This is a genomic window from Tabrizicola sp. M-4 (assembly GCF_051132405.1).
Taxonomy (GTDB): Bacteria; Pseudomonadota; Alphaproteobacteria; order Rhodobacterales; family Rhodobacteraceae; genus Paragemmobacter.
Window position 1 is genome coordinate 278,339 of sequence record NZ_CP128607.1, and the last position, 14,004, is coordinate 292,342.

Below are 14,004 nucleotides of genomic sequence, written 5' to 3' on the forward strand. Positions count from 1 at the left end.
GATTTTGCTTTCTGCAGTCATATGGTCGCGCCAAAGTCTTGGCGCACAAAGTTAGACAGGGCTAAAAATCTGCCCTATGCCTTTACTTGTCAATCCATCCCATGCGACACTGACGCGATGACAGAGTTTGATCCTGCACCCCACGCCACATCGGATGACCGGCCTGCGGACCTGCGCGCCGGAGCGTTTCAGGGCGTGCGCGAAGCCCGGCGCAATGAGCTGGCCGAGGATTACGTCGAACTGATTGCGGAGTTGATCCACGACCAAGGTGAGGCGCGGCCCGTGGACATCGCCGCGCGGCTTGGCGTGAAAGTGCCGACGGTGAGCAAGACGCTCGACCGCCTGGCGCGGGAGGGGCTGATCACACGCGCGAAGTATCGGTCGGTCTTTCTGACAGATGACGGGCGTTCGCTGGCAAAGGAATGCCGGCGGCGGCACGAGATCGTGCTGCGCTTTCTCATCAGTCTGGGTCTCGATCCCGTAACGGCGGAGCGCGATGCCGAGGGCATCGAGCATCACGTCAGCGAGCGGACGCTGGCCCTGTTTTCGGCCTTCGCTAGCCGGTCCTGAACGCCGTCAGCTATTCTCGACCGCGAACCGCACATCGGCGATCAGGCTGTCGGCGCTGAAGTTTTCCAGCCGCTTTCCGTTCAAGAAAAACGTCGGTGTCTGGCGGATGCCCAGGGCTTCGACATCGGCCGCGTCCTGGTTCAGAATTCCGGTGATCCCCGGGAAGAACTGGTCGGTTTCTGCCTTCTCGAGATCGAGACCTGCCGCACCAGCGATTTCCCAAGCGACATCCATCTCTGGCGAGCCATGAACGGCCCAACCGGGCTGCTGCTCGAGAAGTGCGTCCAGCACCGGCTCGAACTTGTCCTGCATCCGCGCGGCCTCGAGGATGCGCACGGCCTCGTCCGAGCCTTCGTGGAAGACGGTGTAGCGCAGCACAACGCGGACCTGCGTCGGAAACTGCCGTCGGATTTCCTGCACCACCGGGTGGTAAGCGCGGCAGGCCTCGCAAGAGGGATCGAAGAACTCGACCAATGTGACGGGCGCATCGGCGGGACCGAAGCTGGGGGAATACTCTCGGACCAAAAGCGCCTGATCTGCGGTGGGCGTGGCGGCTGCCAGTGCCTCGGCCTCGGCTGCGCGGCGACGGTTCAGGATGATGGCGCCGCCTGCAAAGGTGGCGAGCCCGACTGCGGATGCTCCGATCAGGAGGTTGCGGCGATTCATGGGCGGTGCCCTTTCGGCAAGAGGAGACAAACAAGGATCGCCGCGAAGGCGACCGCTGAAAGATAGGGGATGGGCAGGCCAAGGATCATCTGCACTTCGCCGGTGCAGGATGGGCCATTCTCAGTGCAAGGCACGATAGGCGCGGGCAAGAGGCCGGCGTATAGGCCCGAATGCCAGGCCGCTAGCGCCAGCCCGGCCAAGGTCAACGGCAAGGCGTATGTGCGCGCTATGCCGTCTGCACGCCAGAGCGACAGACCAAGGATTGGCACGAGCGGGAACATGGCGATGCGCTGATACCAGCAGAGCGTACAGGGCATCTGTCCCAACACTTCGCCGATAAAGAGCGCGCCAAGCGTCGCCGCCAATGCAATCAGGAAGGCGGCGATCAGTGAGAGATCGTCGCGCGACAGACTCTGCGGGTCAGCTTTGGTCAAGAACAGGCTCCTTGCGGCGTCGAAGGGGAAGAGAGGCGGCAAGGATCAAGACCGCGCCCAGAGTGATCGCAATATCGGCGACGTTGAACGTGGGCCAATGCCAGTCGCGCCAATAGAAATCAAGAAAATCGGTCACGGCACCCTGTCGCAGGCGGTCGATGATGTTGCCAAGCGCCCCACCCACAACCAGGCCATAACCTATTCGTTCCAGCGGGTGCTGCGCCCGAAAAGCCATGACGGCGAAGGCAAGCGTCAGCGCGCCCGTCAGCGCCGCCATCAGGAGCGGCTTGCCCGCCATGACGCCACCCATCATACCAAAACTCGCACCCTCGTTGAAGCCAAGGGTGAGGTTGAAGCCCGGAAAAACCGGGACCGCAATCCCCTGCGACAGCGCAGACAGGGCCGCTGCCTTGGTCAATTGGTCTGCCACCACTGTGGCAACGATCAGGCAGATCAGCACCGCTCGGGTCATCGTGCAGCCTTTCGGTTCAGGCCGATCCAGCGCGGGACCGATGCGGCGTAGCGGTCATAGTCAGACCCGATTGCGGTGCGCAGGGCGGCCTCTTCCGACCGGACTTGCGTGCTGGCCGACCAGAGAAACAGGATTGGCGCGAGGACTGTCGGGACTGCCGGAACCGCCATCGCAACACCTGCCAGCAGGGCAAACTGACCGACAAAGGTTGGGTTGCGGCTGAAGCGGTAGAGACCGTTCGAGACCAGATCGCCGGTCTCGCCGCCTGCCACGCCGACGCGCCACGACGATCCCATCGACATCTGTGCTGCAAAGGCGACCATCGCGCCAAGTCCGGCGACAAATACTCCGATCAGGCCGAGGACCACGGCACCCCCCTCGGTCCAGAGGGGATCGACCTTGTGCAGGGCAGGCATGGCGAGCCAGAGGAGTGGCCCGAAAAAGGCAAGTACGAAGGCGAGACGGAAGCCCATCGCAGCCAGACGGTCGCGTCCCGTGGCGCGCGAAAACAGCCAGACAGGCCGACCCGCCGCTTGCGCCGCCAGCGCACTACCCCAGAAGAACAGAGCCAGATAGCCGAACAGAAGGGCCAACGCGGCCCAGCCAAAACCTGAGATCATGATGTCAGCTCTCACGCTCAGGGTTGAACCGAAGCAGGCGCAGGGCGTTCAGGGTCACAAGCACTGTCGCCCCGGTATCGGCCAGGATCGCAATCCACAGGCCGGTCAGACCGAAAACCGAGGTCACCAGAAACACGGCTTTCAGCCCCAATGCGATGGTCACGTTCTGGCGGATGTTGGCCATCGCTACACGCGACAGGCGGATCGTGGCGGGGATGTCTGTCACCCGGTCGCGCAGGATTGCCGCATCGGCGGTTTCCAGCGCCACATCGGTGCCCGAGCCCATCGCCACGCCGACCGACGCCTGCTTCAGCGCCGGCGCATCGTTGATACCGTCGCCAATCATCATGACGCCACCCTTGGAGCCAATCTCGCGGATGTAGGCGAGCTTGTCTTCGGGTAGCATGTCGGCCTCGAACCGCAGGCCGAGGCTTCCGGCAATCGCGGAGGCTGTGCGGGGGTTATCCCCGGTCAGGATCACAGAGGTCACCCCCATGGCCGTCAGCTGGCGCACAGCATCCTTGGCGTCCGCCCGTGGCTCGTCTCGCATGGCGATCAACCCAAGTGGGGTCTTCTCCTGGAACACCGCAACAGCGGTCTTGCCATCCTCTTCGAAGATTGTGGCCTGTCGCAAACCAAGGCCTTCAAGCCCACCATGTTCCATCGCGTAACGCGGAGAGGTGACCCATGCGGGCGCGCCACCCACCGTCGCGACCACGCCTTTCCCCATCAACGCCTTTGCATCCTGCGACGACAGCGCGGCCACGCCTGCGTCCTTTGCCTTGTTCAGGATGGCGATGGCCAGCGGGTGGCTCGACCCCGTCTCGACCCCGGCCGCAACGGCCAGAAGCTCGGCTTCGGTGGTGGCCCCGAACGGCACGACGTCCGTCACCTGTGGACGACCATGTGTCAGCGTCCCGGTCTTGTCGAAGGTCACGACATCAACCTTCGCCGCCGCCTCGATCACGGCACCGCCTTTCATCAAGAGGCCGCGCCGCGCGCCCGTGGACATAGCCGAGGCCATGGAAGCGGGGACCGAAATGACCAGCGCGCAAGGGCAACCGATCAGCAGTAGGGCAAGACCGCGGTAAACCCAGGTGTCCCAAGGCTGGTCGAACGCCAGCGGCGGCACCAGCGCCACCAGCGCCGCCACGGCAACGATGGCGGGCATATACCAGCGGCTGAAGCGGTCGATGAAGCGCTCGGTCGGCGCGCGGGCCTCCTCGGCCTCTTCGACCAGACGGATGATGCGGGCGATGGTGTTGTCTTCCGCGCCCTTAGTGACTTTTACCCGCAGCGCTGCCTCGGTGTTGATTGCGCCTGCGAAGACCGCATCCCCCGGCCCGCGCGTCTTGGGCACGCTTTCGCCAGTGACCGGGCTTTCATCGACGCCCGACGTGCCGTCCACGATCTCGCCATCCGCCGGAATCCGGTCGCCGGGGCGGACCAGCACGGTCTGGCCCACGTTCAGGCTTGCGGCAGGCACCTCGCGCGTGGTGTCGCCGGTGACGAGTTGCGCGGTCTTCGGGACAAGATTTGCCAGCGCCCGGATCCCGTCGCGCGCTTTGCCTGCCGCGACGCCTTCCAAAACTTCGCCCACGGCGAAGAGGAAAACGACCAACGCCGCCTCTTCGGCCGCATTGATGAACAGCGCGCCGATGGCAGCGATGGTCATCAGGCTTTCGATGGTAAATGGTTGCCCCATCCGCAATGCCGCAAAGGCACGCTGCGCCACCGGGGCCACGCCGATCAGACAGGCCGCGACGAAGGCCCATTTGCCGATCTCGGGCGCAAGATATTCGATGATCCAGGCGGCACCCAGCAAAAAGGCAGTGAAGATCACCAGCCTACCCTTGGCCGTTTGAAACCACCGCTTGCTCCGGTCAGCAGGGTCGTCATGGATATGGCCGGCGCTACCGTGGCTGGACTCGTCCTGCTTGGTGCCGGCTGCCTTTAGGCCGTGATCGTGACCGGCATGATTGTGACTGGCATGATCGTGTTTGGCGTGATTGACATCCGCATCCGCGTCAGTCTTTTCGACTGCAGCTTGTCCGGGCAAAACGAACTCTTTCTTCGCCGATGCCGTGCGTGGCGCAATCTCGTAGCCAAGTGCGCGGACAGTCTTCTCGATCCTGTCTTTCCCGGTCTGTGTTTCATCGAGCGTCAGTCGCAGGCGCTCCGACATGATCCCGACCTCAACGCCGCTTACTCCCGGCAGACGCGCGACAGCATCTTTGATTTTAGTTGCGCAGGACCCGCAGTCCATGCCTGTCACTGTCCAGTCGCAGGACGTTTCGCGTGCAGCTTCTGGCATCGTCATTCCTCCTGCCGCAGGGCGGGCAGTTGATTTCATCGAATCAGTAACTTAATGTCTCTAGCAACTATAGCTTCAAGAGGAATCTGATGCTGACCATCGGAAAATTGGGCGAAGCCGCCGGGGTGAAGGTTCCGACGATTCGCTACTACGAGCAGATCGGCCTTTTGCCCGAAGCGGAGCGTAGCTCAGGTAACCAGCGGCTTTACAGCCGCAAAGCGCTGGAACGGCTGGCCTTCATCCGCCACGCCCGAGACCTGGGCTTCAGCCTCGAGGCAATCCGCGACCTCCTCAGCCTGTCGGACAAGCCCGACAAATCCTGTGCCGCCGCCGATGCCATCGCCAAGGCGCAACTGGCTGAGGTCGAAAGCCGTCTTGCGAGGCTGACGGCGTTGAAAAGCGAACTGGAACGCATGGTCGTGCAATGCGCAGGCGGGAAAATCGCCGATTGCCGGGTGATCGAAGTGCTGGGCGACCATTCCCTATGCTCTGCTGATCACCGCCACCCCGAGCCTGAGCCGAATTGACGGCCGCCAAAAGCGCGCGTGCGGTTGATGCCGGAGCAGCGTCGGCGCGAGATCGCGGTGTGCTTCATCTATTGGACATATACGCGCCAAGTCGCAACAAAACTTTGACTGGTTCCCGGTTTGGCAAGTCCTGCCATCTTCTCCAGTCTGTTAACCTTGGTACTTTCGAATCTTGCAAGAAGGTCGGGTGCGGTGAATGATGAGATCTACATCATTTCCTTTCGGTTCCTGGCGTGCAGAGCAGTAGTGGTCGAATCATGTCTGACTAACGCACCAGTCGTTCTTTTTTCCCTCCTGACCGGCGCGAGACGTCACGTAACAAGCAATCGCTCAAACCAAAAAGCTGGTCAACGACTGCTTACCGTGGCCACGATGAATTAGAATTCGGAGTTTCTCTTCTCATCGCGATATCTCAGACGCGATGACCGCGTGGCCATGGACCGCAAGGATGGCCGCGAACCTTGCGCATCCGAATTGTTCAGCGACTCTAATAACCCGGGCATCGTAGGCCGCTTTGCCAATAAGCCTGCAGAGATCAGAGGATCTGTCGCAAATTTTGGCAGTTGACGCCGCAGGCCGTGGCGCGGGACCTTTCATCGCGACCTGCTGAGAGAGGAAACTCGCGAATGCTTTCGTTCAAAGGCGCTCATTTCCCGAAGGATGTGATCCTTTTCGCGGTGTTCTTCTATGTTCGCTACACCGTGTCTTACCGAGACCTGGAGGAGATTATGGCTGAGCGCGGCGTGGTGGTCGATCACGCGACCCTCAACCGATGGGTCGGAAAATATTCACCGCTGATTGCCGAGACTGCACGTCGTCGAAAGGCGCCATGTGATCGGTCCTGGCGAATGGACGAGACTTACATCAAGGTCAAAGGTAACTGGGTTTATCTGTATCGGGCCGTGGACAAGTTTGGGAAAACTCTGGATTTCATGCTCTCTGAGCGCCGCAACAAAGGCGCGGCAACGAAGTTCTTCGCGCGTGCGCTCGAGATCAACGGCCTGCCGCGCAAGATTGTCATCGACAAGAGTGGCGCCAACACAGCCGGCCTGAAGGCGATAAACCAACTTTTGAAACGTTTTGGCTGTCCGGTCCCAATTGAGATCACACGGATCAAATACCTGAACAACATTGTTGAGCAGGATCACCGGACGATCAAGAAACGGATCCGACAGACGCTCGGGTTCAAGTCCTTCGCTTCGGCTTCAGCGACCCTCGAAGGGATCGAGGTGGCGAACATGATCCGCAAAGGGCAGCTGACGCCCGGAATCTGTCCGTTCGCCCAATTTGCTGCCTTGGCAGCGTGAACCCGGTGTCGAAACGACTGTTCGGATACTCGCGCGAAAACTTGCGACAGATCCTTCGGTCAGAACTGCGCGCAAGGCTGGGGGCGTTTTGCCCGAGAGCGTGACCATCTCGGTTTCGGACCGCGCTGACCAAGCCTCGATGTCGTCAAGGTGCCGCATCGCGGTCCGGCTTGCTGTCTCCATCCCGTCGAGCCATCGCACCAGTCGTTCAGCAGCAGTGCCACCGGCGCGCAGCCCGCCTGCCCCGCCCATGGCGAGAGGGGCAAATATCGCTCTCCTGCCCTCTCCGGTCGCAATCCGCGCGGCCGTGACAGCCGCTTCCATCCGGTCTCCGTGCTGCCCGAGACCCGCCAAACTCCAAATGTGAAAGCCCATGCAGGCACGGCTGATCGGGTGCAGGTCGGCAGCTTGCGCCATCAGGTCCAGCCAACCGCCCGCGCGATCCGCAAAGGGCTCCGCCTCATCCGCCAAGTTCTCGGGGTCACGACGATCCACAAAAGCGGCCAGGTCCACCTCCGGCCCTGGCCCCCCAATCAGGCGCCGAACCGCCCATCCGACCCGCGCCAGGGCGACACTGTCGTCCTGCACGCCAGACAGGCGCAGGGCGATCCAGAGCGCCAGTCGATCCGGCCCGATGCGGTCGCCTGCGAACCAGCTTAGGTCGGCCGCTTCGATCAGGGCGAGCCTGTGGCGCCAGCCCTCAGGCCCCCTCCGCAACCGCTCGTCCAGCCCACCGAGCCGACCTGCGACACGGGCGAGCCGCGCGGCATTGTCCGCCTCGGCTTTGCGCCAGTCGTCGAGGATCGCAGTCTCGCGGGGTTCGCCCCTTGGGCTAGGCGGCAGATCGTCGGGCTCGTCTTCGATCGGACCGGGCAGGAACCACAGATCATCTTCGGATCTCTCCTCGACCTCTTCTACCCAGGTCAGGGGGGATCTGTCGCAAGTTTTCGCGCGAGTATCCGAACAGTCGTTTCGACACCGGGTTCACGCTGCCAAGGCAGCAAATTGGGCGAACGGACAGATTCCGGGCGTCAGCTGCCCTTTGCGGATCATGTTCGCCACCTCGATCCCTTCGAGGGTCGCTGAAGCCGAAGCGAAGGACTTGAACCCGAGCGTCTGTCGGATCCGTTTCTTGATCGTCCGGTGATCCTGCTCAACAATGTTGTTCAGGTATTTGATCCGTGTGATCTCAATTGGGACCGGACAGCCAAAACGTTTCAAAAGTTGGTTTATCGCCTTCAGGCCGGCTGTGTTGGCGCCACTCTTGTCGATGACAATCTTGCGCGGCAGGCCGTTGATCTCGAGCGCACGCGCGAAGAACTTCGTTGCCGCGCCTTTGTTGCGGCGCTCAGAGAGCATGAAATCCAGAGTTTTCCCAAACTTGTCCACGGCCCGATACAGATAAACCCAGTTACCTTTGACCTTGATGTAAGTCTCGTCCATTCGCCAGGACCGATCACATGGCGCCTTTCGACGACGTGCAGTCTCGGCAATCAGCGGTGAATATTTTCCGACCCATCGGTTGAGGGTCGCGTGATCGACCACCACGCCGCGCTCAGCCATAATCTCCTCCAGGTCTCGGTAAGACACGGTGTAGCGAACATAGAAGAACACCGCGAAAAGGATCACATCCTTCGGGAAATGAGCGCCTTTGAACGAAAGCATTCGCGAGTTTCCTCTCTCAGCAGGTCGCGATGAAAGGTCCCGCGCCACGGCCTGCGGCGTCAACTGCCAAAATTTGCGACAGATCCCCCTTGCAATCCTGACTGCACTTCTTGCCCTCCTTGTCGGGCTCGTGGCCCTTCAGGTGCAGTAGGGTTGATGCATCCGATCGTCTCTCTCATTCAAAAACCAGAAAGGACCATCGATGTCTGATAGCGTCCTCACGGCAAGGGTCTCCATCGATCTGCGTCTTCTCAAGATTTTTAGGCCGAAGCGCCATGAGTTGTGAGATTTAGGCGACGATGAAGCGCACGTGGACAATCATCGTGCTGGTCGAGCCGTTCTGGATGCTTTCGCCATTCATCTTCAGGACCACATGTTGACTACAATTTGAAGTGCCATGAAGGTGGAAATCCTCAGCGCCTGATCTGTCGCTGCAGGCCAGCCGACGTTGGTTGGGGCGGGTCGGGAAGGGCATGGTGGCCACTCTAGCCGAAGCGCGCGGCAAGGCGGCCCCTTATACCCGGTTGAACGGCGAAGATCCCACCCTCGTGTGGATGGGCCTGCAGATACTCTGCTGTCATGGTGAATCGCGCCGATGTTACGAACAAGGTTGCAAAATCGGGCCCACCGAAGGCGCAGCTTGTAGGCCAAGAGCAAGGAAGGTTTTCCACCTGCACGATTTCACCGCTCGGCGCAGTCCGCGTCAAACAGGCGCCTCCTGCAACACGGGCTGTCCAGAGGAACCCCTCGGCATCAAGACAGGAGCCGTCTGGAACTCCGCGCTCGAAGCCGGTCTGGAACAGGCGTTTCCCGGAAAGATGGCCATCGCGAATCTCATAAGAAAATAGTGCATTAGCGAGACTGTCTGCCGTCACCAGACGTCCAGGCGTCGGCCAGACCAGCGTATTGGTGATGCCGAACAGATCTTCGGTGACGCGCGATAGGGTGAGGTCAGGTGTCAAGCGGTATAACGTTCCGTGCGCACCTTCGATCGGGACTGGCCCATCATCGTCGCCGATGTTGTTCCGCATGGTCCCGATCCAGAACGCGCCATCCGGACCAACAACACCCTCATTCAGGCGGTTGGCGGGGAGGTCAGGTTCGACCTCGCAAACGATGTGGAATGCGTCTCCCCAGTCCCACAGCGCGATGTGTCGCTCAAGTCCCACGATTGCCCCGCCATCTTTGCGCAGCCCGATCGAGGTGACGCGTCCAGGCGTAGACCAGGTTTGATGCTCACCAGTAGCCGGGTTCAGCCGATGGATGCGTCGCCCGATGATATCCACCCAGACAAGGCACGCGCGTGCGTCATCCCATACGAGGCTCTCTCCAACGATATCAGCAGCAGGAAAGATCATGTGAGCAGTCATGCACGGGTCTCCAAAGCCATTGACAGAGAGGCTAGGACGAATCTATCAACGATTCAATACAAACCTGTATGACAGCTTTGGGGTGTCTGGGATGCCGGATCTGGTAGAGCAGAGTGGGGGCCTGGTATCCAGCACTGTTGGTGCCATCACCCGATTGATCCGGGATCAAGACCTGATGCCTGGTGATCGACTGCCGTCCGAAGCGACCCTTGCTCGGGATCTGCAAGTGTCGCGCACCGTGGTGCGTGAGGCTTTCAGATCGCTCGCGGCGATGCGGATCATCGAACTGGCGACCGGCAAGCGTGCAACGGTGGCACCCATCGATCACGGCGCGATGTCGCTGATCATCGAACACGGCGTGCATACGGACCAGATCAGCATTCAGCAGATCTACGATGTGCGCCGCACCATCGAAACGCGGATCGTGACCCTCGCGGCCCTGCGCCGGAGCGAGGAGGAGGCGGATATCATTCGCAGGTAAGCGGCCTCCATGCGCGCAAGTATCGGCGTTTCCGAAGCATTGATGCACCATGACCTTTCCTTCCATATGGCTCTGGCCCGCGCTTCGAAAAACCCGGTCTTCGGGCTGATCGTTGGCGCGTTCCAGGGCATCACCGCGCAGACTTGGCCAATCGGTTGGCGCAGCCGGACGACGGTCGAAGCGCGTGAATCCATGATTGCCAATCACGAGAGGATTGCTGCCGCAGTTTCGGAAGGAGATCCGGAACGTGCCGTTGCAGCCATGTCCTTGCACTTCGACGAAAGCGTGCGCGCGCTTGTTTCGGCCGGGTTGACCTGAGGGAACCATGAAAATCACTTCCATCGATACCATCCGCATCGCCGAACGGCCCAATCTGCTTTGGCTTGAGGTTGGCACGGATGAGGGAATTGTCGGCCTTGGCGAAACCTTCTTTGGCGCGGCTACGGTTGAGGCTCATGTGCATGAGTGGATCGCGCCGCGTGTCATTGGGCGCGATCCACTGCAGATTGATCGCCTCTCGTCCGATCTTGTCGGTTATCTTGGCTTCCGTTCTTCCGGTGCTGAAGTCCGGGGCAATTCAGCCTTCGATATTGCCCTTTGGGATATCTTTGGAAAGGCGGTCGGGCAGCCCATCGCACAGGTTTTGGGGGGATTTTCCCGCGACTGGATCCGAACCTACAATACCTGCGCCGGCACTGACTACATCAAGAAAGCCACCGGACAGACCACTGCAAACTATGCGATTGCGGGGGGTGGTAAAGATTATGACGACCTGAACGGTTTCCTGCACAGAGCGGATGAACTCGCGCATTCCCTTCTTGAAGAAGGGATCACTGCCATGAAGATCTGGCCCTTTGACATGGCCGCCGAAAAGTCGCGCGGCCAATACATCTCCGTTCCGGACCTCAAGGATGCCCTGCGCCCGTTCGAAAAGATCCGTGCTGCCGTCGGCGACAAGATGGACATCATGGTCGAGTTCCATTCGATGTGGCAGCTTTTGCCGGCCATCCAGATCGCAAAGGCCTTGGCACCTTTTGGCACGTTCTGGCACGAGGATCCGATCCGCATGGACAGCCTCGCCAGCCTGAAGCGATATGTTGCTGCGAGCCCTGCGCCGATTTCGGCTTCCGAGACCCTCGGGTCCCGCTGGGCTTTCCGGGATCTTCTGGAAACTGGTGCAGCAGGTGTCGTCATGCTGGACCTGAGTTGGTGTGGTGGCCTTTCCGAGGCGCGCAAGATCGCCTCCATGGCAGAAGCTTGGCATCTGCCAATTGCGCCACATGACTGCACGGGGCCAGTGGTGCTTTGCGCCTCTACCCATCTGTCGCTGAATGCCCCCAACGCTCTCGTTCAGGAGAGTGTGAGGGCCTTCTACCGAACTTGGTATCGTGATCTTGTCACCGCTCTTCCGGAAGTGAAGGACGGCATGATCACGGTGCCGCCTGGGCCAGGCCTTGGGATGGAACTCCATCCTGATATCGGCCGCGCCTTCACCCTGTCGCGCAAGAGGTCCGACGCGACCACGATCTGAAGCTAAATTCCAAGGGAGGAAACCATGAGAAAGACTACTGGACTGGCGGCCGCCACAGCCGCCTTGCTGATGACGGCTGCCTTGCCGGTGAAGGCGCAGGATGGTCTGGACATCATCTTCACCCATCATTCGTCGGCTTCCAACACCTTCTGGCAGGCTGTGAAGAAGGGTTATGACGACGCTTGTGGCAAGGTGAATGCGACCTGCCAGATGCTGTTCACACAGACAGAAGGATCGATCCAGGATCAGTTGGCGAACCTCGAGGCAGCCATCGCGCAGCAGCCCGATGCAATTCTGACCTCCATCGTGGACAACACTGCCCTGGACGAAGTGCTTCAACGGGCGCGTGATGCGGGGATCACGGTCATTGGCGTGAATGTTGATGATCTCGAAGGTGCAGCAGGCAATCCGCGACAGGCCTTTGTCGGTCAGGGCTTTGTTGCGGCCGGCTACTCACTTGGGAAGGCCCAATCCACCAATTTCCCTGCCGAAGGACCGATCAAGGTGCTGGTCGGTATTTCTGCGCCCGGTCAGAACTGGTCGGAACAGCGTGGGCAGGGCGTGATCAACTTCCTTGAGGAATACAAGGCGAGTTCAGGGCGAGACATCACGTGGGAGCGGATCGACAGCGGCACAGACCTCGCTGTAACCGCGGACCGCGTGGGCGCATATCTGGCAGCCAATCCAGACACCACGGCCTATTTCGATACAGGGTTCTGGCACGCGTCGGTGGCACGTGTTCTGGCGGATCGGGGTATCGAACCGGGGCAGGTTCTGCTTGGGGGCTTTGACCTTGTGCCTGAAGCAGTCGAGCAGATGCAGAAGGGCTACATCCAGGTGCAAGTGGATCAGCAGCCCTACATGCAGGGCTTCATGCCGGTGATGATGGTCTACCTCAATGAAACGGTGGGCCTTGCGCCGGCCAACGTGGACACCGGACAGGGCATTGTCACACCTGCCGATGCGGATGCGATCATGGAACTCTCGGCGCAAGGCTTGCGCTGACGACTTCACTTCCGGGCCCTCATGGGCCCGGAAGCTGCCTTAATAATAAGGACGACCTGGATGCGACTTCTGGTAAAAACATTCCTGCAAAAGCCGGAACTTGCCGCAGCAATGCTGTTGGCGCTTCTGGTCGTGCTGTTCCAGATCCTGTCGAACGGAGTATTTCTTTCGGCGGCAAATCTGCGTGGGGTACTGGGCCTTCTGCCAGAAGTGGCACTTGTCGCCGTAGGTGTGACGCTCCTCATGATCTGCGGCGAATTCGATTTGTCTGTCGGGTCTGTCTTTGCTCTCATGCCCATGAGCATGGCCGTGCTGATGGCTGAGGGTTGGCCGTTTCTGCCTGCTGTCCTTGCCGGCCTCGCTCTATGTGCTGCAGTTGGCTTTGCGAATGGTTGGCTAACCATCCGCTACGCAATTCCCTCCTTCATCACGACGCTCGGGATGCTTTTCATGGCGCGGTCGCTGACCGTGGTTATCTCGGGTGGCTTCCCGCCACGTCTGAATATGGACCAGATCCCCGATCACCTCTTTGTTGCGTTCATTGGCCCTGGCGAGCTTATCCGCGCCTCGTTCATCTGGTTTCTCGCGATTGCCATTCTGGTCAGCCTTCTTCTCTCGCGGACAAACTTCGGCAATTGGGTCCGCGCGACCGGCGGTTTTCTTCCCGCAGCCAATGCTATGGGCATTCCGACGGCGCGTGTGAAAATCGCCTGCTTCATGATCTGCTCGGTCCTTGCCGGATTTGCGGGCATGATTCAGGTGCTGCGGGTGGGATCCCCGCTGCCGTCCATGGGCGAGGGACTTGAACTTGCTGCAGTCGCGGCAGCCGTCATCGGCGGAACGGTGCTGACCGGGGGCATCGGCTCCATCCTCGGGGGGATCATCGGCGCCATCCTGATCCGGGTGATCGACAACGGGCTGGTTTTGAGCAGGGTCGACTCCAACTGGTTCAAGTTTGCCATCGGGGCTCTGACGATCCTCGCTGTGGTCGGGAACTCTTGGCTCCGCAAGCGCGGCCGGGCCATGAAGGTGGAGGGCTAAA

The 14,004-nt window shown here is 60.5% G+C and carries 14 protein-coding genes and 2 pseudogenes; 7 read left to right on the forward strand and 9 right to left on the reverse strand.

Features of this window, described 5'->3' with window-relative positions; all coding sequences use genetic code 11:
* Positions 1-117 precede the first annotated feature (117 nt).
* On the forward strand, positions 118-570 hold the full coding sequence (mntR, locus tag TabM4_RS21430) for a manganese-binding transcriptional regulator MntR (protein ID WP_089258449.1): 453 nt from the start codon (positions 118-120) through the stop codon (positions 568-570).
* A gap of 6 nt (positions 571-576) precedes the next feature.
* Here mntR and TabM4_RS21435 read toward each other — a convergent pair whose 3' ends face one another.
* Genes TabM4_RS21435 through TabM4_RS21455 form a run of 5 tightly spaced genes read right to left on the reverse strand, consistent with a single transcriptional unit; the run spans position 577 to position 5,082 of the window.
* Positions 577-1,236 carry a DsbA family protein gene (locus TabM4_RS21435; protein ID WP_434622320.1) on the reverse strand — a complete coding sequence of 220 codons (660 nt, stop codon included), beginning with the start codon at positions 1,234-1,236 and terminating at the stop codon, positions 577-579.
* Positions 1,233-1,670: a disulfide bond formation protein B gene (locus tag TabM4_RS21440; RefSeq protein ID WP_434622322.1), complete on the reverse strand. Its 438-nt coding sequence runs from the start codon at positions 1,668-1,670 to the stop codon at positions 1,233-1,235. Before TabM4_RS21440 ends, TabM4_RS21435 begins: the two co-directional genes overlap by 4 nt.
* On the reverse strand, positions 1,657-2,142 hold the full coding sequence (gene lspA / locus TabM4_RS21445) for a signal peptidase II (protein ID WP_434622324.1): 486 nt from the start codon (positions 2,140-2,142) through the stop codon (positions 1,657-1,659). Before lspA ends, TabM4_RS21440 begins: the two co-directional genes overlap by 14 nt.
* Complete coding sequence (locus tag TabM4_RS21450; RefSeq protein WP_434622326.1) at positions 2,139-2,762, reverse strand: methyltransferase family protein; 624 nt, start codon at positions 2,760-2,762, stop codon at positions 2,139-2,141. Before TabM4_RS21450 ends, lspA begins: the two co-directional genes overlap by 4 nt.
* 4 nt (positions 2,763-2,766) lie before the next feature.
* Positions 2,767-5,082, reverse strand: a complete 2,316-nt coding sequence (locus TabM4_RS21455; RefSeq protein WP_434622328.1) for a heavy metal translocating P-type ATPase — start codon at positions 5,080-5,082, stop codon at positions 2,767-2,769.
* A gap of 83 nt (positions 5,083-5,165) precedes the next feature.
* On the opposite strand from TabM4_RS21455, the gene TabM4_RS21460 reads away from it, so the two are divergent.
* Complete coding sequence (locus TabM4_RS21460) at positions 5,166-5,603, forward strand: MerR family transcriptional regulator (protein WP_434622330.1); 438 nt, start codon at positions 5,166-5,168, stop codon at positions 5,601-5,603.
* 626 nt (positions 5,604-6,229) lie between these two features.
* Positions 6,230-6,910, forward strand: a complete 681-nt coding sequence (locus tag TabM4_RS21465) for an IS6 family transposase (RefSeq protein WP_434622276.1) — start codon at positions 6,230-6,232, stop codon at positions 6,908-6,910.
* Between the two features lie 39 nt (positions 6,911-6,949).
* On the opposite strand, the pseudogene TabM4_RS21470 reads toward TabM4_RS21465, so the two are convergent.
* From TabM4_RS21470 to TabM4_RS21485, 4 genes and pseudogenes are all read right to left on the reverse strand, one after another.
* Positions 6,950-7,837, reverse strand: a pseudogene (locus tag TabM4_RS21470) (hypothetical protein); the annotation flags it as partial.
* A 57-nt stretch (positions 7,838-7,894) separates the two neighbouring features.
* The gene (locus TabM4_RS21475) at positions 7,895-8,575 is read right to left on the reverse strand and encodes an IS6 family transposase (RefSeq protein WP_434622276.1); all 681 of its coding nucleotides are present in this window, start codon (positions 8,573-8,575) and stop codon (positions 7,895-7,897) included.
* A 289-nt stretch (positions 8,576-8,864) separates the two neighbouring features.
* On the reverse strand, positions 8,865-9,050 hold the full coding sequence (locus tag TabM4_RS21480; protein WP_434622332.1) for a hypothetical protein: 186 nt from the start codon (positions 9,048-9,050) through the stop codon (positions 8,865-8,867).
* Between the two features lie 10 nt (positions 9,051-9,060).
* Positions 9,061-9,945 (reverse strand): SMP-30/gluconolactonase/LRE family protein, encoded by an 885-nt coding sequence (locus TabM4_RS21485; protein ID WP_434622334.1) that lies wholly within the window; start codon positions 9,943-9,945, stop codon positions 9,061-9,063.
* A gap of 91 nt (positions 9,946-10,036) precedes the next feature.
* Here TabM4_RS21485 and TabM4_RS21490 point away from each other — a divergent pair.
* The 4 genes and pseudogenes from TabM4_RS21490 (at position 10,037) to TabM4_RS21505 (ending at position 14,003) form a co-directional block, all read left to right on the forward strand.
* Positions 10,037-10,744 (forward strand): annotated as a pseudogene (locus TabM4_RS21490) (FadR/GntR family transcriptional regulator).
* A gap of 7 nt (positions 10,745-10,751) precedes the next feature.
* A complete protein-coding gene (locus TabM4_RS21495) occupies positions 10,752-11,957 on the forward strand; it encodes a mandelate racemase/muconate lactonizing enzyme family protein (protein WP_434622336.1) in 1,206 nt (401 codons plus the stop codon).
* A 24-nt stretch (positions 11,958-11,981) separates the two neighbouring features.
* Entirely contained in the window at positions 11,982-12,962 is a 981-nt protein-coding gene (locus TabM4_RS21500; protein WP_434622338.1) for a sugar ABC transporter substrate-binding protein, read from the forward strand.
* Positions 12,963-13,022: 60 nt separating this feature from the next.
* Complete coding sequence (locus TabM4_RS21505; RefSeq protein WP_434622340.1) at positions 13,023-14,003, forward strand: ABC transporter permease; 981 nt, start codon at positions 13,023-13,025, stop codon at positions 14,001-14,003.
* Position 14,004 lies beyond the last annotated feature (1 nt).